At 37.6% G+C, this 23,658-nt stretch carries 26 protein-coding genes; 1 reads left to right on the top strand and 25 read right to left on the bottom strand.

The features are described from left to right. Window positions 1–16 precede the first annotated feature (16 nt). The 21 genes from ndk to prsW form a co-directional block, all read right to left on the bottom strand. Complete coding sequence (gene ndk, locus ACTWPF_RS09925) at window positions 17–463, bottom strand: nucleoside-diphosphate kinase (protein ID WP_106896811.1); 447 nt, start codon at window positions 461–463, stop codon at window positions 17–19. 83 nt (window positions 464–546) lie between these two features. Beyond that, a complete protein-coding gene (gene hepT, locus ACTWPF_RS09920; protein ID WP_443149080.1) occupies window positions 547–1,518 on the bottom strand; it encodes a heptaprenyl diphosphate synthase component II in 972 nt (323 codons plus the stop codon). Between the two features lie 59 nt (window positions 1,519–1,577). Further along, window positions 1,578–2,285 (bottom strand): demethylmenaquinone methyltransferase, encoded by a 708-nt coding sequence (gene menG / locus ACTWPF_RS09915; protein ID WP_238018972.1) that lies wholly within the window; start codon window positions 2,283–2,285, stop codon window positions 1,578–1,580. A 4-nt stretch (window positions 2,286–2,289) separates the two neighbouring features. After that, window positions 2,290–3,072: a heptaprenyl diphosphate synthase component 1 gene (locus tag ACTWPF_RS09910; RefSeq protein ID WP_238018970.1), complete on the bottom strand. Its 783-nt coding sequence runs from the start codon at window positions 3,070–3,072 to the stop codon at window positions 2,290–2,292. A 102-nt stretch (window positions 3,073–3,174) separates the two neighbouring features. Continuing rightward, window positions 3,175–3,399, bottom strand: a complete 225-nt coding sequence (mtrB, locus tag ACTWPF_RS09905) for a trp RNA-binding attenuation protein MtrB (RefSeq protein WP_036572810.1) — start codon at window positions 3,397–3,399, stop codon at window positions 3,175–3,177. 273 nt (window positions 3,400–3,672) lie between these two features. Next, entirely contained in the window at window positions 3,673–3,945 is a 273-nt protein-coding gene (locus tag ACTWPF_RS09900) for an HU family DNA-binding protein (protein ID WP_036572809.1), read from the bottom strand. A 418-nt stretch (window positions 3,946–4,363) separates the two neighbouring features. Continuing rightward, window positions 4,364–5,842: a stage IV sporulation protein A gene (gene spoIVA / locus ACTWPF_RS09895; RefSeq protein WP_106896816.1), complete on the bottom strand. Its 1,479-nt coding sequence runs from the start codon at window positions 5,840–5,842 to the stop codon at window positions 4,364–4,366. A gap of 202 nt (window positions 5,843–6,044) precedes the next feature. Next, complete coding sequence (locus tag ACTWPF_RS09890; protein ID WP_443149079.1) at window positions 6,045–6,770, bottom strand: hypothetical protein; 726 nt, start codon at window positions 6,768–6,770, stop codon at window positions 6,045–6,047. An 18-nt stretch (window positions 6,771–6,788) separates the two neighbouring features. Beyond that, window positions 6,789–6,986, bottom strand: coding sequence for a DUF2768 domain-containing protein (locus tag ACTWPF_RS09885; RefSeq protein ID WP_106896818.1), 198 nt, complete (start codon window positions 6,984–6,986; stop codon window positions 6,789–6,791). 315 nt (window positions 6,987–7,301) lie between these two features. Beyond that, a complete protein-coding gene (locus ACTWPF_RS09880; protein ID WP_036572804.1) occupies window positions 7,302–7,562 on the bottom strand; it encodes a stage VI sporulation protein F in 261 nt (86 codons plus the stop codon). A gap of 59 nt (window positions 7,563–7,621) precedes the next feature. Further along, complete coding sequence (locus ACTWPF_RS09875) at window positions 7,622–8,662, bottom strand: NAD(P)H-dependent glycerol-3-phosphate dehydrogenase (RefSeq protein WP_106896819.1); 1,041 nt, start codon at window positions 8,660–8,662, stop codon at window positions 7,622–7,624. Window positions 8,663–8,675: 13 nt separating this feature from the next. Continuing rightward, window positions 8,676–9,986: a ribosome biogenesis GTPase Der gene (gene der / locus ACTWPF_RS09870; RefSeq protein ID WP_036572801.1), complete on the bottom strand. Its 1,311-nt coding sequence runs from the start codon at window positions 9,984–9,986 to the stop codon at window positions 8,676–8,678. 85 nt (window positions 9,987–10,071) lie between these two features. Next, complete coding sequence (locus ACTWPF_RS09865) at window positions 10,072–10,257, bottom strand: capping complex subunit for YIEGIA (RefSeq protein ID WP_106896820.1); 186 nt, start codon at window positions 10,255–10,257, stop codon at window positions 10,072–10,074. 3 nt (window positions 10,258–10,260) lie between these two features. After that, complete coding sequence (locus tag ACTWPF_RS09860; protein ID WP_106896821.1) at window positions 10,261–11,151, bottom strand: YIEGIA family protein; 891 nt, start codon at window positions 11,149–11,151, stop codon at window positions 10,261–10,263. Then, complete coding sequence (locus tag ACTWPF_RS09855) at window positions 11,148–11,747, bottom strand: YphA family membrane protein (RefSeq protein WP_443149078.1); 600 nt, start codon at window positions 11,745–11,747, stop codon at window positions 11,148–11,150. The genes ACTWPF_RS09860 and ACTWPF_RS09855 overlap by 4 nt, the downstream gene beginning before the upstream one ends. 223 nt (window positions 11,748–11,970) lie before the next feature. Then, window positions 11,971–13,101: a 30S ribosomal protein S1 gene (rpsA, locus tag ACTWPF_RS09850; protein WP_238018968.1), complete on the bottom strand. Its 1,131-nt coding sequence runs from the start codon at window positions 13,099–13,101 to the stop codon at window positions 11,971–11,973. A 425-nt stretch (window positions 13,102–13,526) separates the two neighbouring features. Further along, the gene (cmk, locus tag ACTWPF_RS09845) at window positions 13,527–14,210 is read right to left on the bottom strand and encodes a (d)CMP kinase (RefSeq protein WP_106896824.1); all 684 of its coding nucleotides are present in this window, start codon (window positions 14,208–14,210) and stop codon (window positions 13,527–13,529) included. A gap of 169 nt (window positions 14,211–14,379) precedes the next feature. Further along, window positions 14,380–15,036: a flagellar brake protein gene (locus ACTWPF_RS09840; protein ID WP_443149077.1), complete on the bottom strand. Its 657-nt coding sequence runs from the start codon at window positions 15,034–15,036 to the stop codon at window positions 14,380–14,382. A gap of 97 nt (window positions 15,037–15,133) precedes the next feature. Continuing rightward, window positions 15,134–16,477: a germination protein YpeB gene (gene ypeB / locus ACTWPF_RS09835; protein WP_443149076.1), complete on the bottom strand. Its 1,344-nt coding sequence runs from the start codon at window positions 16,475–16,477 to the stop codon at window positions 15,134–15,136. Window positions 16,478–16,492: 15 nt separating this feature from the next. Continuing rightward, window positions 16,493–17,287, bottom strand: a complete 795-nt coding sequence (sleB, locus tag ACTWPF_RS09830; protein ID WP_420830799.1) for a spore cortex-lytic enzyme — start codon at window positions 17,285–17,287, stop codon at window positions 16,493–16,495. Window positions 17,288–17,472: 185 nt separating this feature from the next. Further along, window positions 17,473–18,150 carry a glutamic-type intramembrane protease PrsW gene (prsW, locus tag ACTWPF_RS09825; RefSeq protein WP_106896828.1) on the bottom strand — a complete coding sequence of 226 codons (678 nt, stop codon included), beginning with the start codon at window positions 18,148–18,150 and terminating at the stop codon, window positions 17,473–17,475. Window positions 18,151–18,233: 83 nt separating this feature from the next. Between prsW and ACTWPF_RS09820 the strand changes: the two genes are divergently transcribed. Next, complete coding sequence (locus ACTWPF_RS09820) at window positions 18,234–19,208, top strand: asparaginase (protein ID WP_106896829.1); 975 nt, start codon at window positions 18,234–18,236, stop codon at window positions 19,206–19,208. A gap of 39 nt (window positions 19,209–19,247) precedes the next feature. Here ACTWPF_RS09820 and ACTWPF_RS09815 read toward each other — a convergent pair whose 3' ends face one another. From ACTWPF_RS09815 to ACTWPF_RS09800, 4 genes are all read right to left on the bottom strand, one after another. After that, window positions 19,248–20,228 (bottom strand): YpdA family putative bacillithiol disulfide reductase, encoded by a 981-nt coding sequence (locus ACTWPF_RS09815; protein ID WP_106896830.1) that lies wholly within the window; start codon window positions 20,226–20,228, stop codon window positions 19,248–19,250. 172 nt (window positions 20,229–20,400) lie between these two features. Beyond that, window positions 20,401–21,681 carry a Glu/Leu/Phe/Val family dehydrogenase gene (locus tag ACTWPF_RS09810; protein WP_106896831.1) on the bottom strand — a complete coding sequence of 427 codons (1,281 nt, stop codon included), beginning with the start codon at window positions 21,679–21,681 and terminating at the stop codon, window positions 20,401–20,403. A 125-nt stretch (window positions 21,682–21,806) separates the two neighbouring features. Next, window positions 21,807–22,730 carry a D-alanine--D-alanine ligase gene (locus ACTWPF_RS09805; protein ID WP_443149075.1) on the bottom strand — a complete coding sequence of 308 codons (924 nt, stop codon included), beginning with the start codon at window positions 22,728–22,730 and terminating at the stop codon, window positions 21,807–21,809. A gap of 78 nt (window positions 22,731–22,808) precedes the next feature. Further along, entirely contained in the window at window positions 22,809–23,393 is a 585-nt protein-coding gene (locus tag ACTWPF_RS09800) for a genetic competence negative regulator (RefSeq protein ID WP_106896833.1), read from the bottom strand. Window positions 23,394–23,658: the final 265 nt, after the last annotated feature.

Below are 23,658 nucleotides of genomic sequence, written 5' to 3'. Positions count from 1 at the left end.
GCTTTTGCTAAACTGCTTAATAAATCCAAGCACTATCCTGTTTTTCGTAAGTAGTGGTTTCGCTTTCATTGAAGAACAACGCGATTTCTCTTTCAGCGCTTTCTGGTGAATCAGAACCATGAATAACATTTTTACCAACTGTCACACCGAAGTCACCGCGTATTGTCCCTGGCGCTGCTTCAAGAGGGTTCGTTTTCCCCATCATTTCTCTTGCAGTTGGGATAACATCCTGCCCTTCCCAAACCATTGCAAATACAGGGCCAGAGGTGATAAATTCAACCAATTCCCCGAAGAAAGGTCTTTCCTTATGCTCAGCATAATGATTCTTTGCTAGATCCTCTGAAATTACCATTAGCTTTGCACCAACGAGTTTAAAACCTTTTCTCTCAAAACGGTTTACGATCTCGCCAATTAAGTTACGCTGTACACCATCGGGTTTTACCATTAAAAAAGTTTTCTCCATGCTTTCACCCCTCAAATATGTATAGGCTTAATAGACTACCGTAAAAATTCTATCAAATTTTTTGAAAAATAACAATAGATTTATCAAGAGCGTCTTTTCCCGATATATTTAGCAATGTTTTCTAGTGTGTGCTTTGCGCGCCCTTCCGGCAGTTCTTCCAAAGCTTTTAAGGCTTTTTGCAGATATAGTTCACTAAGTTGATACGATTGCTCGATGGCATCGGTATTTTTTAAAGCATACAAAATCTTACCAAGCTGCTCTTCGTCTAAAGTATCGTTGGCTTGGATTGCACTTTTTAAAACAGAAGCAAATTTTTTATCTTTCATTGCGTATAGTACAGGCAATGTTATATTCCCCTGTAATAGATCACTACCTGACGGCTTACCCAATTCTTTTTCCGTTGAGGTGAAATCTAATATATCATCAATAATTTGGTAGGACATTCCAATATAATAGCCGTATTTATAAAGATTGTTAGCTTGTGCTTCTGTTAAATCAGAAACCAAAGCCCCTAATTGACAACTTGTAGCAATAAGCAGAGCCGTCTTACGTTTAATACGACGCAAATAATCGCGAAGTCCTTGGTCCCAATTATATTTGTCTTTTATTTGTTCAATCTCTCCAACACAAACTTCCACGATTGTTCGTGAAAGAAGCTGATGAACAGGAGTATCTTCAATCTGGGTTATTTCTTCAAGTGCTCTAGCTAATATATAATCCCCTGTATACATAGCAACCCTATTGCCATAAAGTTCCCGGATAGTTGGCTGACCCCTTCTTAACGATGCATCATCAATAACATCATCGTGGACTAATGTAGCCATATGAATGAGTTCAAGCGATACAGCAACTGTTTTGACGCGGTCTGGCTGATATCTTCCCAGTTGTCCTGATAGTATCACAAAAACAGGTCTTATCCTTTTACCACCTGCTTTAAGAAGCTCCGTTGAGGCAGCATGCAGTATAGGATGCTCTGCTTGAAATACTTCATTAAGGGATTCCTCTATTATGTCTAAATCTCTTTTTAAAAAACTATAAACTCTTGCTAGCTTCATGTGTGTCACCTTTAACTTCACTTAAAAAGTATAAATTTATTAATCCATAAAAGATTGCTTTATTTGTGCCCCATATGCATGGCAGCTACTCCACCAGTATAGCTTTTGACTTCTACACGGGAAAAACCTGCTTGGTGAAATAATTGTTCTAATTTTTCTTTATCCGGAAAGTCCTTTGCTGACTCATGCAACCAGGCATATTCTTTATAGCTCTTTGCCATCATTCTACCAAGCAATGGCATTATAAATCGGAAATAAAGATAGTATAGTTGGCGAAATCCTACTAATGACGGCTGAGAAGTTTCTAAGCATACTACTTTACCACCTGGCTTAACTACCCTATACATCTCTTTTAGCACCGTTACATAATCAGGAACATTGCGCAAGCCAAAGCCTATCGTCACATAATCAAACGAATTATCCTCGAAAGGAAGCTCCATAGCATTCCCATGAAGTAATTCAAGCTGGGTTAATTGAAGATCTTCTTTCTTTTCTTTGGCAATCGATAACATATTTTCACTAAAGTCTAGTCCGATAACCTTTCCACTTGGGCCCACAATAGCTGCTGAAGATATTGCCCAATCACCTGTTCCACTGCAAACGTCAAGAACTTGTGAGCCTTCTGCCATATTCATTCGGCGCATGACATCTTTTCGCCACGATTTATGACGCTGAAAGGAAATAATGGAATTCATTTTGTCGTATTTCCCATAAATCTTTTCGAACACATGGTGTACTCGTTCTTCTTTAGATTGTTGTGGCTTCATGTATCTATCCTTCTTCCGCTAACGTGCTGTTTTCTTTTAGGAGTTCTTGGATTGCTTGTCCAAGTATTGTCTCCTTATTTGAATTGTTTTCCATAAAAAGAGAAAGCTTTTGAAGGCTTCCACCAATTTTCTCGTTTACTATAGCAAGAACGTCTTCCTTGTTTCCTTTATCTGTATAATGAATTCCTGCATCAATCAATAGTGAATTACCATGTTGTAAATAGTTCTGCTTCTCTCGCAGTAAACGGTTCGTTAAAATCCATTCCCTGTAAATACTTTCGTAGGCATTGTTATCAACATAGTTTGCAACACTTGTAATAAGTAATGATTCTATGTTCGTTAAAATGTTGAGGTAATCTTCAAAAGTAGATGCCTCATTATAGTACAATTTCATTTTATTTTCGTTTATTTCTTTAATGGCATTTGCCAATTTATGTATAAGATCTATTTCTTTCATCTCGGATAAGAGTAAATAATAAAGGCCACTGTAATAATCTCCAGCTAATACATTTAGCTGTCCAGCTACTTTTTTTCCTTTGTCTTCATCCACCTTACTAGTCGCAGGAACCTTTTCATGCGTATCAAGAGCCACCTGAACGAGCATAGCTGTAATAATGTAGCTTTCTTTTTGTGAAGTAGACAAGGATGTCTCATCTATTATCTCAGTTAAAAGGATAAGCTTACCTTGATCTAATATAGGCTTCTCAATATGTTTATATAAGTAAGCATGTCTCATTTTTTCGCGGATTAGCTCTTTTAGGTGGTAAATGTCCAATCTTGCAGTCATCAAAATATCACCATAGCCCTTTCATTGTTTCACTAACGCTTTCGTTATTATAGCATAAATTAAGTGATACCGATAATCAAACAGTCCGACAAAGCCTTATCATTATGTATTTTCAATCTCGCCATGGCTAGTTTGTATGATTGCCTTGCCTCTAACTTTTACCGCAGAAGTATGCTCCGTAAACTGGGCAATCATCACTTCATTTCTATCAAGCTTTTCGGAATGATGGAATCTAGTATCTGTCCCTCTAGTCAATCCAATCACGCTGACACCATCTTCCAAAGCCTTTATAACGAAAAAGTCTGATTTAGCTGTTGAATCATCCATATTTATTCCTCCTTAGCATTCTCATTAAAATAATCTACCATCTATCCTGTAATGTCAAACATCCAGGTACTAGCTATTAAGTATAGAAAGATAAATTTTAGAAAAACTCCCATTCGCTCGTCTTATAGCGAATGTATACGTTTTTCTTATACTTGGAACATCAAAATTTTTACTACATCGTAATTGCTTCCTAGCTAAAATTTTATACTTTCCTAATGTGAAAGAAAAAAAGGATACGCCTAAGCGTATCCTCTCCCTTAGCCCTATGTAAAATTATTTTACACTATCTTTAAGGGCTTTTCCTGGTTTGAAAGCAGGAACTTTACTTGCAGGGATTTCAATCTCTTCTCCAGTTTGTGGGTTACGCCCTTTACGAGCTGAACGTTCACGTACCTCAAAGTTACCGAATCCGATTAGTTGTACTTTTTCACCGTCTTTTAGTGAATCCATGACAGATTCGAAAACTGCATCAACTGCTTTGGTTGCATCTTTCTTAGAAAGATCGCTTTTTTCTGCTACAGCATTAATTAAGTCTGTTTTGTTCATGACATTCACCTCCTCCCAAATCTTTTCAATCGAGATTAGCTCACAAAAAGAAACTATCATCATTTGTTTACCAATCTGCCTGTTTTTATACTTAAAGCCATCACTTTCTTTTGATGACAAGGCTTATATTAACCGAGTTCGCTGCAAAATTCAACAATTAGTGCTGAATTTCTATGTTTTTATTTAAAAAAAGTAAAATATATCCAAAGAAACTCCTAATTTTTACCAAATTAATCTATTTTAATAACTTGTCTGATTTGCTGCGAAACTCTGGCTTTAAAGCTTATTATACATATACGACATGAAAATTAGAATTCCTGCCGTTGCAGAGAAAATATCTTGAACAGAGTGAAAAATGATAAATTATCTAATCAAATTATCTTTTTAGAAACAAACAAAAAGCAGCTAAAATTAGCTGCTAAAGGATAATTGCTATTAATCCACCAGAACCTTCGTTAATAATTCTTTCCAGTGTATCTTTTAATTTGTATCTTGCATTCTCAGGCATGAGAGCAATTTTTGCTTGAATTCCTTCCCGCACGATAGAACTTAATGATCTGCCAAATATATCAGATTCCCAAATGGATAATGGGTCTTCCTCAAAATCCTGCATTAGGTAACGAACTAGCTCCTCGCTTTGCTTTTCTGTACCAATAATTGGCGCAAACTCCGATTCAACCTCTACTTTAATCATATGAATGGATGGAGCAACAGCCTTTAAACGGACGCCGAATCGTGACCCTTGACGAATTATCTCTGGTTCATCTAATATCATGTCTTCAAGGGATGGCGCTGCAATACCATAGCCAGTCTGTTTTACCATTTTTAGAGCACCGGACACTTGGTCAAATTCTCTCTTCGCATGCGCAAAATCTTGCATTAACTGAAGTAAATGGTCTTTTCCACGAATCTCTTCTCCAACAATTTCTTTGAGAATATTATCGTAAAGATAGTCAGGGGCATGTAGATCAATCTCTGCTACTCCTTCTCCCATCTCCATACCCGCCAGGTTAGCTTTATCAATATATTCATAGTCCCTAAATTCACCGACTATTTGGTCTACATCTCTTAAACGCTTTATGTTTTTAACTGTTTCCTGTATCGCTTCTTGGTAATTTTTTCGTAACCAATGTTTTTCGTTTAATACCATAACCCAGCTTGGAAGGTTTACATTAACCTCTAGTACTGGGAACTCATACAATGATTCTCTAAGGACATTGTATACGTCATGCTCTGTCATAGATTCAACACTCATGGCTAGCACTGGTATATCATACTTCTCTGCCAGATCCTGCCTAAGCAGTTCTGTTTCCTGGCTAGTTGGCTTAACCGAGTTTACAACCATGATAAATGGTTTGCCCACTTCTTTTAATTCATCCACTACTTTTGCTTCAGCATCGATATAATCACTTCTTGGTATTTCGCCAATTGAACCATCTGTTGTAACAACAACACCTATAGTCGAATGCTCCTGAATTACTTTTCTTGTTCCAATTTCTGCAGCATCATGAAATGGAATAGGTTCTTCATACCACGGAGTATTGATCATTCTTGGACCATTCTCATCTTCATATCCTTTGGCGCCCTGTACAGCATAACCTACACAATCAACTAGTCTTACATTTACATCTAATCCTTCTTCCACATTAATGGATACTGCTTGATTTGGAATAAATTTAGGCTCTGTTGTCATAATTGTTTTTCCAGCAGCACTTTGTGGCAGTTCGTCAAGCGCACGGGCACGGTCTGTGTCATCCTCAATGCTAGGAAGTACAACCAGCTCCATGAATTTCTTAATAAACGTCGATTTTCCCGTCCGGACTGCACCTACTATACCAAGGTAAATATCTCCATTTGTCCGTTTTGAAATATCTTTAAAAATATCAACTCTTTCCAAAAGATCCCCTCCCGATCTCCTTGCATTTGTTTACGTACAGACTGCGATTAATTGACATTACAAGTCTATGATGTTGTCCTATCAAAATATGACTTAAATATGTGTAAAAGTATTATTACTCATTCCCTTCGCATCCAAATGTATGGCGGTATACAAATAAACCCTTGCAACAATATATGTTACAAGGGCATGTTTATGATATTTATTTGTCATTCATAAATACTGGTTCTCCTTGACGGACAGTATAGGGTAACGAGTACGCAGGGACGAATGGTGTGTTCTCTGCAAGCAGAAAGCGTATGTCATCCCCGTCCTGGTATGTGTGCTCATAGTCCTCTAATGCATTAAGAAGATCAATACGATAATCTACATAAAGATTTCCATCTACATCCATAATTATAGGAAGATTTTCTTGGGAGTATGGACTAACAACATGTGGTGGGTTTTCAAACCCTAATTTCTCATAATCAATTGTAAATATACCTTCTTCTATTTCCTTTTTAAAAGGTGGATATATATGTTCGTTCCGATATATATCTAATTTGACATTCACACTTCTAATTTGCTCTGTAATGCGTAAATCAATTAATTTTACCCGAGGATCTTCCTCGGGAGTAATCAATGTATATTGGTAAAGTCCCCCATTTTCATAAGCAGTACCTGGTATTTCTTGTAGAATGTTATTTTCCTTTAATAAGGAAAAATCAACCAAGTATTTTTGAAATAAAGGAGTATCATTGTCCTTTGTTTTAATTGGAACCAAACCCTGCTTCGTTTCTCTATACTGCTCCACCGCGCTCTGAACCATCTCTAGTTGTGCTTCATTAGGGGGCTGGTTCTTTGCAAGTTCTCCTTGGGGATATAAGCAACCGCTTAATACGGCAAGTATACAAACCATAGTGAAAACAAGTATGTAGTTGTGTTTCATATTAATCCTCCCTATGTACTATCCTGTTGGTCCACTGAATACAATATAAAAGATAATAAGTCCACCTGAAATTAAAAATATGTATGCAAGAATTGACACAATCACGGCTAATACTCCTTTAAGCTTATAGCGACTTAGCAGAATGAGCCCTATAGCAAGAAATAAAAATATCATGCCAGCGAATGATATATACATCTTAAGCATTGATAAAGACAATTTTCTTCACTCCTGTATGCGTTCTCTTAACAATTTCATGCATGGAGTATTATACCATAGAGTAATCAAACCAAACATAAAATTGTGTTTTTTATAAAGAAAAGCGTAAAGTGTCGCCATTGTGAGCCAAGGTGATATGACTCGTCTATGGGCACACTTAGGAACAAAATTTAAAATGAAAAAACCGGGATTAAGAGGGCTAGCCTTATCCCGGAATGACTAAATAATGTCCGCTACAGCTCTATTGTGAATGCTTGTGCGATTTAGTGTATGCAGCTGGAAGCATTACGGTATCCTCAATTGCCTATACTCCTACTACTTTTTAAAAAGTTTGTTTAATGATTGCATATCCATTGGAACATTGTTCTTTGTAATAGACTCAACTATTTTGTCTTCTTTTTCTTTTGGTATAGATTTATTAGCTAACTTGGCCAAATGACGAACCAGTTGTCTCACCGTTTGCTCATTGGAAAAATCAGCATTCTTCACAGAATCAGCAACTTTATATACATCCTCTGGCTTCACATTTGCATTCTTCTGTATCTTATCAAACAGACCTTTTTGAAAGTTATTCACCTATTCTCCTCCTTGCATGTGTTATTCAACATAGTATATGCAAGGAGGTATAATCCGTGTTATTGGGTATATCGCTCATTTAAGAGCGCAGCTAGGTCGTCCATTTCTTCTCGCTTCGTTCTACTCATCAGTTGCTCGACAACCTTTTTAGGGTTCTCTTCTTCAAAAAGAATTTGGTATATGCCTTTTGTAATTGGCATTTCCACATCTTGTTCTTCAGCAAATTGATAGGCAGCCTTAACCGTCCTAACTCCTTCGACGGCCATCCCCATTTGTTCTAAAACATCATCAAGCTTATAACCTTTGCCCAATAGGTTCCCGGCACGCCAGTTTCTACTATGGACACTCGTGCAAGTCACAATTAAGTCGCCGACTCCAGGTAAACCTAAGAAACTTAATGGATTTGCACCAAGGGAAGTTCCTAGTCTGGCAATTTCAGCTAATCCTCTCGTTATGAGAGCAGCTTTAGCATTATCTCCATAACCAAGGCCATCTGAAATCCCTGCTCCAAGCGCGATAATATTTTTTAAAGCGCCACCTAGTTCAATTCCAAGTATATCTGGGCTCGTATATACACGAAACGCATCATTGATAAATAAATCTTGCGCGTATGAGGCATTTTTGGCATCCTTTGAAGACACTGTTACCGTAGTTGGTTGCCTTAATGCTACTTCTTCAGCATGACTAGGTCCAGATAGTACAACAATTTCTTCTTCCGTGTATTGTTCCATTTCTTCAGCTATTAGCTGTGAAACGCGTTTAAGTGTTACAGGTTCTATCCCTTTAGTTGCATGGATGATGGTAACTTTTTGTTTTAAGACAGCTTGCAGCTGCTTACAAACATCGCGAATTGCTTTGGTAGGAACCACTACAATTACTGCCGATACTCCATCCACTGCTTCGCTTAGATCGTGATATGCTCTAATTTGTTTAGGTATCTCTACATTCTTGAGATACTTTTCATTACGATGCAGGTTATTTATTGCTTCAGCTTGCTCAATACGGTGTGTCCATAATCGTACTTCATGATCATTATCAGCAAGGACAATACTTAAGGCTGTTCCCCAGCTCCCTGCTCCAATAACTGCTACTTTCTCCATATGCCCTTCCTCCTTATTGTCTTCTTCTTGCAAACAGTTTTATAGGTGTTCCAACAAAACCAAAGGCATCCCTGATTTTGTTTTCTAGAAAACGTTCGTAGGAAAAATGCATTAATTCGGGATCGTTTACAAATACCACGAAACTTGGTGGTTTGACAGCAACTTGTGTTGCATAAAGTACTTTAAGCCTTTTCCCTTTTAAGGTAGGGGTAGGGTTCATTGCAATTGCATCCATTATGACATCATTTAGCACGTTGGTAGGTACACGTTTTGCATGATTTTCACTTGCTAATTTGACAGCAGGTAAAAGGGTGTGTAATCGCTTTTTGGTCTTTGCAGATAGGAAGACCACTGGTGCGTAATCTAAATACTGAAAATGTGCACGAACTTTTGTCTCAAATTCCTTCATCGCTTTCTCGTTTGATTCTACGGTATCCCATTTATTTACTACAATGACAATAGCTCTTCCCGCTTCATGAGCGTAACCAGCAATTTTCTTGTCTTGCTCTCTAATACCGGTTTCTGCATCAATTAAAACGAGCACAACATCAGATCGTTCAATGGCTTTTAACGCCCGTAAAACACTGTATTTTTCAGTTGTTTCGTACACTTTCCCTCTCTTACGCATACCTGCCGTATCAATAATGACGTAATCTTGTTCGTCTCGAGTTAAAGTGGTATCGATTGCATCTCTTGTGGTGCCTTCTATTTCACTTACAATAACCCGTTCTTCGTTAAGCATGGCATTAACAAGGGAAGATTTTCCGACATTCGGACGACCAATTAAACTAAAGTAAATGGTCTCTTCATCATAGACTTCTTCAGATCGTTGTGGGAAATGGCCTACAACTGCGTCTAATAAGTCTCCTAACCCTAACCCATGCGATCCAGATATAGGGAATGGTTCCCCAAAACCTAATGAATAATATTCATAAATAGTTTCACGCATTTCTGGGTTATCAATTTTGTTTATCCCAAGTACTACTGGCTTATTAGATTTAAATAGCAGCTTGGCTACTTCTTCATCAGCACCAGTTATGCCTTCCCGACCATTTAACAGAAAGATAATAACATCAGCTTCATCAATTGCTATCTCAGCTTGTTGTCTCATTTGGACTAGGAGTGGTTCGTCCCCAATCTCTATTCCACCAGTATCAATAAGATTGAATTTGGAAGTTAGCCATTCAGCTTCTGCATATATTCGGTCACGTGTCACACCGGGTATATCTTCAACGATTGAAATTCTTTCTCCGACTAGTCTATTAAATATTGTCGACTTTCCGACATTAGGTCTTCCTACGATTGCTACAACAGATTTTCTCATGAAAGGAGCATCCTCTCTCTATACGTTCTTATTTTCCTAACATTTATTCATTCTAGCAAAAGTAACACATATTAACAATTTATTTTTAATGTTTTACAATGATGTACATCTCATCCGAGAGGGAATGCGCAATCCCATCCGTTATCGCTTCAAGGTTTGCAGCTACCTTTGCTGACTCTTTTGCATCATTACAATAAAAAATAGGTGCGCCACCACTGACTTTTGATTGGTTTGTTGTTATTACTGCTAAAATTGCTTTTTCAATCTTCATATTTTATTGTTTCTCCTTACTATGAGATTTTGACTCTGATGGCATTCGGATTGCATTTTCCAAAACTGGTACGGCACCTATTACTTCAATCGCTTTTTGCTTTTCCCTTAGCTGTGGAAGAATAAATATACCAATTCGCCCATCGTCTAAATCTCTCTTAATTAGAGGCGTTAGAGCTGGTGTCCCCGAATCCCTTACAACACCTAGTGAAACAGAAACATCATGAAGGATCGCCTGACGTTGTCCAAGATTTCCAATCGTAGTTATGACATTCATATTTTTCGGTGTCAAAATAAAACCCATTCCATATTTAAGAATTTCCTTTTGCCTTTCAGGTAGCCCTATATTCATAATATAAATATTGTCCACGTAGAGACCAGCCCCTTCAAATCGAAGCTCACGGTAGTCTATGTTGACAATATCTTTGATAGTAGAACCACTCATAAGTGCTCTATTCACAATTAAGCTCACAATCGCTCCAGCAAGCGCGATGTAAACGTTAAATACAATATACAAGAGAGTGGTAATAAATGCAGTCATGATAACAAGATAGTTTCTACTTTCAAATGAAATGGCAATACCCTCAATATACGTATTCCCACGGGGTACCAGTTCAAACTCATCAACTTCGGTTAGTGTGTTACGCTCCATATTTCTAACTTCTCTAAATTGAGTGGCAGCTACTGTAAGAAAGGTAACAGCTGTGAATTCCATTTCCATTATGGCGGGAACGGCCACTGCTCCAAGTGCGGCAGCAATAAATCCAAGTGATAAATGAATAACTTTCCCATGTAAGTATGTAGGGTACTGTCGATAATCGGTCCTAAGCATTAAAATTCTCGCGAATGTCCCTAATAACACCCCAAAGATTATGGGGTATGTATATTCATTCATTTTGCTACCTCCAAGTCTATAGGTATATTATGATGCTTGGCTTTTTTTGTTCTACTTTTTTGTATTATGTCTAAAAATGCAATAAATACTATCGCAATCATAATATTGCCTAAAAAAGGAAGTTCACCAGTGCCTCTTGAAAGTCCGTATGAAGATAGAGTAAAACTAAAGACACATTCGCCAAAGCTAGTTCCAAGCAGTACTACACATAACCGGCTCTCAAGTCCCCTCACAAGCAGCAGGGCTGTCAGACCAAGGAGAAGAGGAACTAACACTTCTCTAGGCCAAAAAAGCCATATTGGAGCAGCTTTTTCCCAAAAAAGGAGGGAAGCATAGCCGAGCATTATGGTAAAGGTACATATGGTTAGGTAAATCTGCCGCTTAAGGTGAAGGAGGAGAATAAAGGAACCTATTATTAAAAGAAATAAGGAGGTATTATATTCTATCTCTCCTATCATTACATTGGTATTAGATAAAATTAAAATGCTAAGGAGCCATACTGTATATAAGTCTCTTTTCTTTCCTCTCTTCATAAAAAACGTTGTCGTGATCCAAAGCATCCATCCAACCCAATAAAAATATGCTTCGTTTGTCATTAATAATCTCACCTGCCCCTCTTCATTATGGGTGTTTTAGCTGCTATGTATACAATGCCCCATATTGAAAACTGCAGCTGTGTATGCTAGAAAGGGGCTCAGTTACGTTAAGTTAAACAAACTTGTTGATTTCAGAACATATGTAACAAATAACCGGTGATAATACTTTCATAGACAACAAAAAAGCGCCTCCCAAACTGGGAGACGCTTTTTTCTATAATTATTATTTATACTTATTTAATTTATCTCCGATGAAATCACCTAGCTGGAACCCAGACTGGTCCTCATCTTTTGCGTATTGCTTATATTCCTTTTCAGCTTGTTCTTGTTCTAACTCCTTAATACTTAATGAAATACGCTCTTCGCTTTCATTTACATCAAGTATTTTGACGTTAACTTTTTGCCCAACTTCTAATACTTCTTGAGGTGTACCGATATGTCGGTTGGCAATTTGCGAAATATGCACAAGGCCTTCTACACCAGCTTCTATTTCAACAAATGCACCAAAGTTAACTAGTCGTCTGACCGTCCCTTCAACTGTATCACCAGCAGAGAATCTACTTTCAATATCTGACCATGGTCCTGGGATTGTATTTTTATGCGATAAAGAAATTCGCTCGTTATCCATATCTACTGAAAGGACTTCAACCTTTAGTTTTTCTCCTTCAGATACTACATCTGAAGCTTTTTCAACGTGTTTATGAGCTAATTGGGAGATATGAACAAGTCCATCTACTCCTCCAAGATCCACAAAAACACCAAAGTTTGTAATACGTTGCACTGTGCCTTCAAGCACTTGACCTGCTTCTAAAGACTGTAGCAATTCACCTTTTTTTGCCTGCGCTTCATCTTCAGCTACAGCACGGTGTGATAGGATAATTCGATTCTGATCTTTGTCCAGTTCAGCAATTTTAACGGCAAGCATTTTATTTTTATAATCTGAGAAATCTTCCACAAAATACGTTTCGACTAATGAGGCAGGAATAAATCCTCTAACTCCTACATCGACTACAAGACCGCCTTTAACTACCTCTTTCACTTCTGTTTCAAAGATTTCACCGCTTTTGTATTTTTCTTCAAGCTCTCCCCATGCTTGATCAGCATCTATTGCTTTCTTAGAAAGGACAACTTCATCATCATCTATTTTTTTAACTTTAAGTGTTAGTTCGTCTCCTTCTTTCACAACGTCGCCAGCTTGTTCCACATGCAAACTGGATAGCTCACCAATTGGTACTATACCCTCTGTTTTGTAACCAATGTCTACAAGTACCTGTTTTTCTTCAACCTTGATTACCTTGCCAGCAATAGTAGTACCTACTTGTAATTCTGGTAATTCATTGTTTTGTTCTGTCATATCCTAGCCCTCCTAAGTACATATCAAAAAACGCATTAACGTAACATCATTTAACTCTATCTTTTTGAATTTAGAATTAAATAGAAAGTTCCTTTTCTATAACTTCTAATAATTATAATTATTTGTCAAGTAATGTTGTTTGATTCTGATAATTTTCTTTTTTCGATTATACGATCTAATGTAGGCTTAATTATCTTTAAAACTCCGCTAAACGGCCATTTCACACAAATGCTTCGCGTCTTAAAATAGAAAAACTTGTGCTATAATTAAATTTCCCCAAATAATGATTTTTAAAACTGTCACCTTATTGGTGTCTTGTATGTAAGAAAAAGCAACTTCCCTACTATCTATCCCTATCGAATGAATGGGAAGATAAAGCAGAAGAAGTTACCTTGGAAGTTAATCTTACATAAACAATATAACACCTAGGAACGTTGGAGAACCTTATACGCTTCACTTAAGATATTGTCAGCTACTTGTTCAATAGTTAGAGAAGTAGTATCTATTTCCACAGCATTCTCTGCCTTAATAAGCGGTGCAGCTTCTCTTTGAGAATCAATTAAATCCCTTTGCTCAATTTCCTTTTTTAATTCCTCTAGGTCAACGTTGTACCCTTTTTTAGTATTTTCTTCAAACCGCCGTTTAGCCCTTTCTTCGACAGTTGCTATAAGAAATATCTTCACCTCTGCATTAGGGAGAACATGAGTTCCTATATCTCGTCCGTCCATTACCACACTCGTATGGGCTGCCAATGCTTGCTGACGGGCTACCATTTCTCTCCTGATCTCTGGGTGCATCGCCACATAGGAAACATTGTTAGTAACATCTTGTGATCGTATTGCCTCAGTTACATCCTCCGTATCCAGGATGACCAATTGACCAGTCGCACTTTGTTTTAATTTAATTGTAGTGTTTGCTAGTAATCCTACTAATGGTTCTTCATTTTGTAAGTCGACTTGATTATTTATTGCTTTTAGCGTTAATGCCCTGTACATTGCTCCGGTGTCAATATAGACACACGAAAGTTTTTCTGCAACTATCTTTGCTACAGTACTTTTACCTGCAGCTGCTGGGCCATCAATAGCGATGGCTATCATTTCATTTTCCATTTATAAAGCTCATTCCTCTCAACTATCATTCAACTATCATCCAGCCTCATAACCAACATTAAATGCCAGCTAGAGATAAAGATCTGGCAATAGCCGAAATCTTAACTATTCTATATAAATCATAACATACCAATAAAATAATGGTCTATTCGGATACAAAAAATGCAACTTAAACGGATAGTTCCTTTTTTCTTGCCTCTCGCTGTTTTTCAAAAGAAAAACGAACTATTTTATGTTGGTCTTCTTTTGTGAGGTTAATGAATTTCAATGATGCTGTATGTACAAGTGTTTCTTGCTCTTTAATGAAAACCAACTCCGCTTCAGCATTAATATAGAAATATTCTCCTGATTGCATATCTAAAGTGAGCCATAAATCTAGTGGTCCATCACCTTCCATTGTTTTGCCATGTGGTAGGATGACAGAGAGGCCACCCCCACTAATATCCGTGCTCACCGTGACAATTGGTGAAAAAGAATTATTCTTAGAATGGATAGCAACATCAATCGCTGCCTCTACTCTTACAAATTCCCTTCTTTGTATTCGTTTTAGATCATCACCAGGTAATTTAATGGCTATTCCTGGAACGGTTAACTTTACTTTAGCAACAATTTCTGTCTTAAAAGCATATAAGTTCTGCTTTTCATCCATAAACATTGCTCTTAACACGGTGCCCTTTGGTATATAGGAAGTTTTTTTAGTTTTTTCATGTATTGGATAATCGATAAATAGATAATGTTCACTTTTTTCGATAATTTTGCATCGATATGTCTCCATCTTTTTTCCTGCTTTTTTCAACTCAAGAGTAAGTACGCTACCAATTTTCACTTGAAATCCCCCCGTACTGGTAAAAAATCACTACACTAATTCGATATACCTATTATCACAGAAAAAGGAAAAAAGAGAAAGACTAATGTCTCTCTCTTTAGCTATTTGCTGCATAATTAGCTTCTGCACCATCTAGCTTTTCTACCTTTTCTTCTCTTCCATCCATTGCGTTAATAAATATTCGATATGTCTCATTCCCCATGATACCTAAGAACTCATATGTCAGGACTTCTTCACCGAGGTCATTGTCTATAACAGCTAGAAATGATTCTTGAATTTCAACTTTTTGATTAACTGCTTCCTTTGCCTCATCCTCTGATATCGTTGGTTCTGGTATCTCTCTTTCAGTATGGTTCATCAGATAATCTCTCGCTGTAAGACCAAGAATATCACCGGTATCTAATGCAACTTTTATTTCTAACGCGTCAGAATAAACCCTCACTCCGCCCTGGTTATAAAGAAATGAATAGACACCTATATTGTCATATTGGCTACTCAAGAACAACTCCATGTCTTTAAATTGGTATTTCGCCAAGTAATCCTTTGCCTTTTCCATACCTTCATTTAGGCTAATCTGTTTATCCTTAATTTGCCTTTTTACTAAAACTGTAATGGGGTGTCCACCTTGTTCTGTTAGATCCATATATGCGCTTTTTTTATTATCTTTGTAAGAGATACTATATGTTGGAATGTCCGCACCATCTCCACTTTTGGTAACATGTAGCTTTTCGGCATCTTTCACCTCAAGTATTTCTTTCCCCTTCTCACGTGCCTGTTCTTCCGAAATTTTTTCTCCGTTTATCCCTTTATAAGCATGATCTTGAGAGGAAGTGCCAACTATCGGAGAGTCTACATTACTTTCAGAGTAACCCTCGACTGTCTTTTCCACTGTTTGAAAACCATCAACGATTGTGTTATCTACTTGCTCCTCTCCATTTGCCAATGCTAGCTGTACATCCATCCACCGTAAGTTATTATCAAGTACCACATGCTGGACTTGACGCAATTCATCTTTAATATCTCCTGACTGCTGGTATAGCTCTTCAAAAGAATTGGTCTCTTCCTCAGAAAGTGGTTCATCATCTAAATTCCGAACGGCAGTCTTGTAGGTGAAATCACCTATATTTGATAAAAATTCTTCGGTTTTATTAAATGGCAAAAGTCCTAATGGCAACTGTCCAACATTTGAGAGGGCTTCTGAAGTTAATCTCCAGATATCTACCATTTGCGGGGAAAGACTTTGACCTGAATTCATTGCTAACGCAGAACCTATTTTATCGTGCAGTAAATCAACGTGATAGGAAAGCTCATGGAAAGATCTTTGGTATGTGTTTTCAGCTTGAATTAAAACAGCATTTTTTTCTTGATGTTCTTGGTAACCCCAAAAAGCAGTTCCAGTAACTCCAATTGCCAAAACAGCGATTATGATCCACCTAATCAATGTCATCACACCTTTCTATTTACAGAATATATGTTTTCCTATTTGCTTAATCTGTGGTCTTGTCCATATCCAGCTTGATGTAGCTGTGTCAGGATTAAAGTAATAAAGTGCATTACCAGTAGGGTCCCACCCATTTATAGCATCAAGCACTGCCTCTTTTGCCGTTTCATTCGGGGTTAACCAAATTTGTCCATCGGCTACAGCGGTAAATGCTCTAGGCTCAAAAATTACACCCGATGCGTTATTTGGGAATGTAGGGCTCTCTACTCTGTTTAATATTACTGCTGCAACCGCTACTTGTCCGACATAGGGTTCCCCTCTAGCTTCCCCATATACAGCATTGGCCAATAATTGGATGTCGTTCTGAGAATAACCCTGTGGGACATTTACTGATGTATTTCCTGTAGCAGGGGCATCTTCACTTTGGTCCCCTTCGCCTCCACCTTGATTTGTTTGGTTCTTGTTATCCGTACCGCCATAATGTGTAAATTTATTACCCTGGTTTAACTGTTCTTTGACATATTGTTCATCATAATTACTTGCTTGTGCTAACTTATCCTTGGTGGACTGGCCGGCCAGCCCATCAATCTCCATGCCGAACTCATATTGGAAATTTCTTAATGCCCAATATGTTCCCCAGCCAAAGACACCGTCAATCTTGCCATTATAAAACCCTAAATATTGTAATCTAGCCTGCAATTCAATTACATCATCTCCCACTGCACCTTGTTGTATGACTTGAGAGCTAAAAGCGTGTACCGGACTTTCCGGATGAGTTGCTTGAAGCGTTACACATAAAATAGGTATCATAATAAAGAATAGGAACTTTTTATACTTCATATGGTATCCTCCTGGTTATTTCATTATGTTGTAAACCTATTTTTTGAAGAAACCTACTTTTTATTCACCCTGTTTATACCAATATCTTTTTATAGGAGGAAATATCATAGGATGATATAAAAAAATACCCCCTGTCAATTCACTGACAGAGGATATTAGGCTCCTTGCTTTTTTTTCTGAAACATCGTTAATGGCGCAGCTTCACTGGCTATTTTCACACGGCGTAGTCCAAGAATCCATAATAAGATCATAAAAGGGACTAAGAAGAGGAGCCAATTACCAGGAACGATATTCAAGATATAATTATAGGTTCCATGGAGTAGAAACGGTATAATAAAAGCCATTGCAATGTTACGTTTCTTATGTTGTTTGTTTGTTTTCGCCTTACCGAAATAATAGCCCATGATAACCCCTATAAGGGCATGGGATGAGACAGGGAAAAGAGCTCTGCTCAAGGCATATCCTATTCCATTTGTAAACAAGTACAATACGTTTTCTACTGTGGCAAATCCTAGGCTAATTGCCACGGCGTAAACAATACCATCATAATGTGCATCGAATTCAGAATGATGATAGATGGTATAAATAAATAAAAACCACTTAAAAAACTCTTCAGTTAAGGAGGTATATAGAAAAGATTCAACTAAATAATTATCTGTCATGCCTTCTGTGGTAAGAACATATTGAATGAACATAATTGGGAACACAAGTAAACATCCGATAATAAATGTACGTATAAGTAATGGAAGGGGTTCTGAATAACGGTCTTTCAAATAGAAGAAAGACATGAGTGCGATGGCCGGTGCAATTCCAGCTGAAAATATAGCAAACATCAAACGGCCCCTTTCCTAATTTACTATCATTATGTTATCACTAAAGAAGAATAAAGAAAACAACATTTGTGAGGGAGAATAAAATGAAAAAGAAAATATTAATTATTCATACAGGCGGAACCATTTCTATGGTGGAGAATAAAACCACTGGGGAAGTTACAACTGCAACGAAACATCCTTTATCAGAGCTAACCTACTATTTTAATCAATATGCAGATGTAGAGGAAATGACGGCGTTTTCTCTCCCATCCCCCCATATTGAACCGAGACACATGTTGCAACTTGCCAATCGAATAAAGGAAGAGCTCCCTTCCTATGAGGGGATCGTCGTGACACATGGGACAGATACATTAGAAGAAACCGCTTTTTTCCTTGATCTTATCGTTCATACTGATAAACCGATCATTATAACAGGTGCCATGCGTTCAAGTAATGAAATCGGGTCAGACGCACTATATAACTTAATAAGTTCGATCCGCGTAGCTAGTGATGGCAATGCAAGTAAAAAGGGAGTCCTAGTAGTGATGAATGATGAGGTACATACTGCTAGAAATGTAACAAAGACTTCTACAAGTAATATTGCTACCTTCCAAAGTCCCCAATATGGTCCTCTTGGAATCATAACAAAGGATTCGATCATTTTTCATCACACGATTACTTCGCGATATTGCTATAATGTAGATGCAATTAATCAACGCGTTTATTTGCTAAAAGCATATGCAGGGATGGATAATGGTCTGTTAGAGGCTGTCTTAGCGGCAAGACCAGATGGATTAGTTATTGAGGCATTAGGCCAAGGTAATCTACCTAAAGAATCAGTTCCTTATTTAGCAAAAATTATGGAAGCACAGATCCCTATTGTACTTGTTTCACGCTGTTTTCAGGGAATTGTTCAGCCGACTTATGGATATGAGGGTGGTGGACGCAAGTTAAAAGAAATGGGGGTTATCTTTTCTAACGGACTGACAGGTCCTAAAGCGCGAATTAAGTTGCAGATCGCATTGGAACAGAAGATGGACTTTCCAAAACTAAAAGATATTTTTGAAAAGGAAAACTAAGAAACCAATTGGCTAAAGGAAAGAAGAGCAGCTGTATAGCTACTCTTCTCTACCTGTAATTATTCTGGCAATGTCCTCTCCATGAAAGCGTCCATTTTCAATAAATAATTTATTATTATTATATCCGGCAGCCACAACGCCAGCTATAAACAAATTGTCTATATTGGTTTCATAACTGTCTTCTTTATAAGAAGGTGATCCTGTCGCGGCATCAACATGTATTCCAGCGCTATTTAGAAACTCTAGATCTGGCTTATACCCAGTCATAGCAAACACAAAATCGTTTTTAATTGTTTTTTCTTTTTCGCCAACACGATAACGAAGACTATTTTCCTTTATCTCTACTATATTTGCGTTAAATTCCATCTTGACAATTTCTTTTCTTACCAGGGAATCAAACTCTGGCAAAATCCATGGTTTGATGCTCTTCGAATACTCTGCACCTCTGTATAATACTGTCACATTAGCTCCTGCTTTATGAAGCTCAAGCGTGGCATCTACTGCAGAGTTTTTGCCACCAATTACGACAACATCCTTGTTGAAATAAGGATGCCCTTCTTTAAAATAATGTGTAACTTTCTTCAGCTTTTCACCTGGAATATTCATATAGTTAGGTTGATCATAATAGCCAGTTGCTATAATGACATAATCAGCCGAATAAGTATTTACCTGGTCACTGCCTGTAATGGTGGACAGCTGAAATAAGCCTTCCTTTTTTGTGATTTCGGTAACTTTTTCAAAGGCATTAATTCGTACTTCTTCACGCATAGCCACGGATCTGTAATATGCAAGTGCCTCATTTCTAACAGGCTTTTGTTTTTCCGTAATAAATGGGATGTTTCCTATTTCTAGTTTCTCACTGGAACTAAAAAATGTTTGGTGTGTAGGAAACTGATGAATCGTGTTTACAATATTTTCTTTTTCAATGATTAATGGGGTAAAACCCTCTTTTTTTAATTCCAAGGCACAGGATAAGCCACACGGCCCTCCCCCTACAATAATTACTTTTTCGTGTTGCACAATATGCACTTCCTTTAAAAAATTCTATCTCGCAGGCTGTATACCAAAGATTTATTTCGTTAATCTTAATATCTAAGGTCCTCTTCAAACAATAAAAAACGTAAAAAAAACTCCTATCTAATAATACAGGATAAGAGTTTTTTTGTCATACAATTGATTTCTCAACAGGCCGTTAGACCCAACCGCGGAATCGTGATGCTTCCGCCATTTTCCTTACACCGACCATATAAGCAGCAAGACGCATGTCAATTCTTCTAGTCTCTGCTGTGTTATATATGGAATTAAAACCTTTAATCATAATTTCATGCAGCTTTTTATCAATTTCTTCTTCGGTCCAATAGTATCCTTGATTATTTTGTACCCATTCAAAATAGGAAACAGTAACACCACCAGCAGAAGCAAGCACATCGGGAACTAGTAAAATACCTCGTTCACTTAATATCTTCGTTGCTTCCATTGTCGTTGGACCATTTGCTGCCTCGACGACAATACTAGCTTTGATTTTATGTGCATTGTGCTCTGTAATCTGATTTTCGACTGCAGCTGGTACAAGAATATCACAATCCAATTCTAATAAATCCTGATTGGAAATTGTATTATTGAAGAGTTTCGTTACGGAACCGAAGCTGTCTCTTCTATCGAGCAGATAATCAATGTCTAATCCATCAGGGTCATGCAACGCACCGTGTGCATCAGAGATTCCGACAACTTTTGCCCCTGCATCATTAAGGAATTTCGCCAGGAAGCTCCCCGCGTTACCAAATCCCTGGACAACAACGCGAGCCCCTTCTACTTTAAGTCCCTTCTTTTTAGCAGCTTCATTAATACAAATTGTAACCCCTTTGGCTGTAGCAGATTCTCTTCCATGCGACCCACCAAGAACGATAGGTTTACCAGTAATGAAACCAGGACTATTGAATTCATCTATACGACTATATTCATCCATCATCCATGCCATAATTTGAGAATTTGTAAAAACGTCTGGAGCAGGAATATCTTTAGTTGGTCCTACAATTTGGCTGATAGCACGTACATAGCCCCTACTAATTCCCTCTAACTCTCTAAAGGACATTTCTCGAGGATCACAGACAATACCACCTTTACCACCGCCATAAGGAAGGTCTACAATGCCCGCCTTCAAACTCATCCAAATGGAAAGAGCTTTCACTTCTGTTTCAGTGACATCTGGGTGGAATCTTACCCCGCCTTTTGTAGGGCCAACTGCATCATTATGTTGAGCCCGGTAACCTGTGAAAATTTTGATTGATCCATCATCCATTCGAACAGGAATACGAACCGTCATCATACGAATCGGTTCTTTTAGTAGTTCGAATACTTCATCAGGGTAACCCAACTTCTCCAATGCAGTTTTTACAACAGTTTGTGTGGAACTTAATACATCCGGTTTTTCATTACTTTCTCTGGTAGAATCTGCTGCGTTATCGGCTACCATGAATTTACCTCCTATAATATCTGTAAATAGTTTATAATAGCTGTTCTCAGAAATTAGTATACACGTTCATATCAAATATGCAATAAAGAATAAGAGAAATATACTAATATTGAAAGACACTTTTTCTAGTTTTCATTGCCTACTGTTCGTTTAACAAAAGTTTCAATCATAGAGTCATAATCAAGCCCAATCACCTTGGCAGCGTCCGGAAATAGACTAGTTGGTGTCATACCCGGAAGCGTGTTTACTTCTAGAATTACAGGCTTATTTTCCTCTGTCAATATAAAATCTACTCGAGAATAGGTTTTACAGCCAAGTACGCTGTGAGCTTTAACAGCCAGATCTTGGATAGTCTTGGATGTCTCGGAATCAATTTGCGCCGGAACAATATGTTCACTACCACCAGCAGCATATTTAGACTCATAATCGTAATAAGCATTTTTTGGAATGATTTCAATAATTGGAAGTGCTTTCTCTCCAAGAACCGCTACTGTAATTTCTCTTCCTTGAATAAAATCTTCAACCAAAATCATATCGTCACTCATCGCAGCACTGTTTAAACCATCCAATATTTGTTCTGGGTTCTCTACTATTGTCAAACCCAATGTAGATCCTTCGCTATTTGGCTTAATAACAAACGGCACCTTAAATACTTGGTTAACTTCTTTTTCTACATCCTGCAAATTTGTCTTGTCTGTAATAGTATACACCTTACTTTTTGCTACGGGGATATCGTTCGATTCAAATATTTGCTTGGCCTTCGCTTTATCCATAGCAAGCGCAGATGCTAATACTCCTGATCCTACATAGGGCAAACCTAGCATTTCCAGAAGTCCTTGGACACGCCCATCTTCCCCAAATTTCCCGTGAAGCCCGATAAATACGAGATCTACATTTAGTTCAATGATTTCTTCAAGCCTTTCAGGGTGAAAATCAATTCCTGTAACTTCATGCCCGTTGTTTTTTAGTGCCTGTATAATTCCTTTCCCTGAGGAGAGCGAAACTTCTCGTTCTCCTGAGGTCCCTCCATATAGTACAGCAATTTTCATTCCGTGCACTCCTTATCTCAGTTCTCTATCAAAACCATATACTATCGTATCATTTTAAACAGTCATGTTCTATCATTTTTAATCTATATGGAAGGTTTTCATAATGTTTTTTACTGCATCTGCTACATAAATTTGCTTCCCATATTCAATTAAGCGGTAAGAAGTAATAATGCTCGGACTGGAATACTCAGACATGATGGCAATTACGTCTTCTTTATCCATATCTTCCAGATCATCATCACTTAGAAGCATATAATAGGTACCTTGCATAAAGTAAACCTGGCCGCCATTTATGCCGATTTGGCTCAAATAAGAAGCAACCTGAATGATGTTTTCAAAGTCTGAAAATGAAAAAATTAATTCTTTACTTTCATCCAGTGTCACTTTCATCTCAATAAAATCCTCATCCCAATCCATATTTTCAAATTTTTGTGTGACGATAACGTGCATGCCTTGTGCCTGCATCAGATGAACTTGAACAAGAAGTTCACCCTCCAACTCAAAATCCAGTTCGGAACTCGCTTCGTACATCATATCACTAAACAGGTTCTGGACGCTTGTAGCATCATGCCACAGATTTTCTTTTGTAAACCCACGTTCAATCAAATCATCAAAAGTTAAAAAAATAGTGAACTGGTCATCAGACACTCTTTCTATGCGCATACAGCATCCTCCTCCAAATAATCATCTGTTTAAAGCGGTCTAATTATTATTCCCTTACAAAGCTCTTTCTCTATACTATATGCTTTTTGTTAGTATGTTGAACTTGACAGCCTCATTTTTCACTACTTTCAAGCTTTAGCCTAGGTATTCCAATTTGAGATATCAAAGGAATGTGTTAAACCATCAGCGGTAGATGGGTTTAGCATTCTTTTCCTCGTAGAAAAATAGGCATCTACCTTCTTGAAGTGTAGGGAAGCAACAGAAT

It is taken from the genome of Oceanobacillus sp. M65, from assembly GCF_052246275.1.
In the GTDB taxonomy this organism is placed as follows: Bacteria; Bacillota; Bacilli; order Bacillales; family Amphibacillaceae; genus Oceanobacillus_B; species Oceanobacillus_B jordanicus.
Note: the sequence above shows the minus strand (reverse complement) of the source record. Positions and strands in the feature narration are given on the sequence as shown.

What these genes read in the sequence shown, in the direction of transcription:
- der (WP_036572801.1), bottom strand. Translation starts at nt 9,986, where the DNA reads ATGAGAAAATCTGTTGTAGCAATCGTAGGAAGACCTAATGTCGGAAAG.
- ACTWPF_RS09890 (WP_443149079.1), bottom strand. Translation starts at nt 6,770, where the DNA reads ATGAAACACAACTACATACTTGTTTTCACTATGGTTTGTATACTTGCC.
- ACTWPF_RS09910 (WP_238018970.1), bottom strand. Translation starts at nt 3,072, where the DNA reads ATGACTGCAAGATTGGACATTTACCACCTAAAAGAGCTAATCCGCGAA.
- ACTWPF_RS09860 (WP_106896821.1), bottom strand. Translation starts at nt 11,151, where the DNA reads ATGAATGAATATACATACCCCATAATCTTTGGGGTGTTATTAGGGACA.
- sleB (WP_420830799.1), bottom strand. Translation starts at nt 17,287, where the DNA reads ATGATACCTATTTTATGTGTAACGCTTCAAGCAACTCATCCGGAAAGT.
- prsW (WP_106896828.1), bottom strand. Translation starts at nt 18,150, where the DNA reads ATGTTTGCTATATTTTCAGCTGGAATTGCACCGGCCATCGCACTCATG.
- mtrB (WP_036572810.1), bottom strand. Translation starts at nt 3,399, where the DNA reads ATGGATGATTCAACAGCTAAATCAGACTTTTTCGTTATAAAGGCTTTG.
- hepT (WP_443149080.1), bottom strand. Translation starts at nt 1,518, where the DNA reads ATGAAGCTAGCAAGAGTTTATAGTTTTTTAAAAAGAGATTTAGACATA.
- ACTWPF_RS09865 (WP_106896820.1), bottom strand. Translation starts at nt 10,257, where the DNA reads ATGAAGATTGAAAAAGCAATTTTAGCAGTAATAACAACAAACCAATCA.
- ACTWPF_RS09875 (WP_106896819.1), bottom strand. Translation starts at nt 8,662, where the DNA reads ATGGAGAAAGTAGCAGTTATTGGAGCAGGGAGCTGGGGAACAGCCTTA.
- cmk (WP_106896824.1), bottom strand. Translation starts at nt 14,210, where the DNA reads ATGGAAAATGAAATGATAGCCATCGCTATTGATGGCCCAGCAGCTGCA.
- ACTWPF_RS09810 (WP_106896831.1), bottom strand. Translation starts at nt 21,681, where the DNA reads ATGGTAGCCGATAACGCAGCAGATTCTACCAGAGAAAGTAATGAAAAA.
- ACTWPF_RS09820 (WP_106896829.1), top strand. Translation starts at nt 18,234, where the DNA reads ATGAAAAAGAAAATATTAATTATTCATACAGGCGGAACCATTTCTATG.
- ACTWPF_RS09855 (WP_443149078.1), bottom strand. Translation starts at nt 11,747, where the DNA reads ATGACAAACGAAGCATATTTTTATTGGGTTGGATGGATGCTTTGGATC.
- rpsA (WP_238018968.1), bottom strand. Translation starts at nt 13,101, where the DNA reads ATGACAGAACAAAACAATGAATTACCAGAATTACAAGTAGGTACTACT.
- ACTWPF_RS09805 (WP_443149075.1), bottom strand. Translation starts at nt 22,730, where the DNA reads ATGAAAATTGCTGTACTATATGGAGGGACCTCAGGAGAACGAGAAGTT.
- ndk (WP_106896811.1), bottom strand. Translation starts at nt 463, where the DNA reads ATGGAGAAAACTTTTTTAATGGTAAAACCCGATGGTGTACAGCGTAAC.
- ACTWPF_RS09900 (WP_036572809.1), bottom strand. Translation starts at nt 3,945, where the DNA reads ATGAACAAAACAGACTTAATTAATGCTGTAGCAGAAAAAAGCGATCTT.
- menG (WP_238018972.1), bottom strand. Translation starts at nt 2,285, where the DNA reads ATGAAGCCACAACAATCTAAAGAAGAACGAGTACACCATGTGTTCGAA.
- ACTWPF_RS09800 (WP_106896833.1), bottom strand. Translation starts at nt 23,393, where the DNA reads ATGCGCATAGAAAGAGTGTCTGATGACCAGTTCACTATTTTTTTAACT.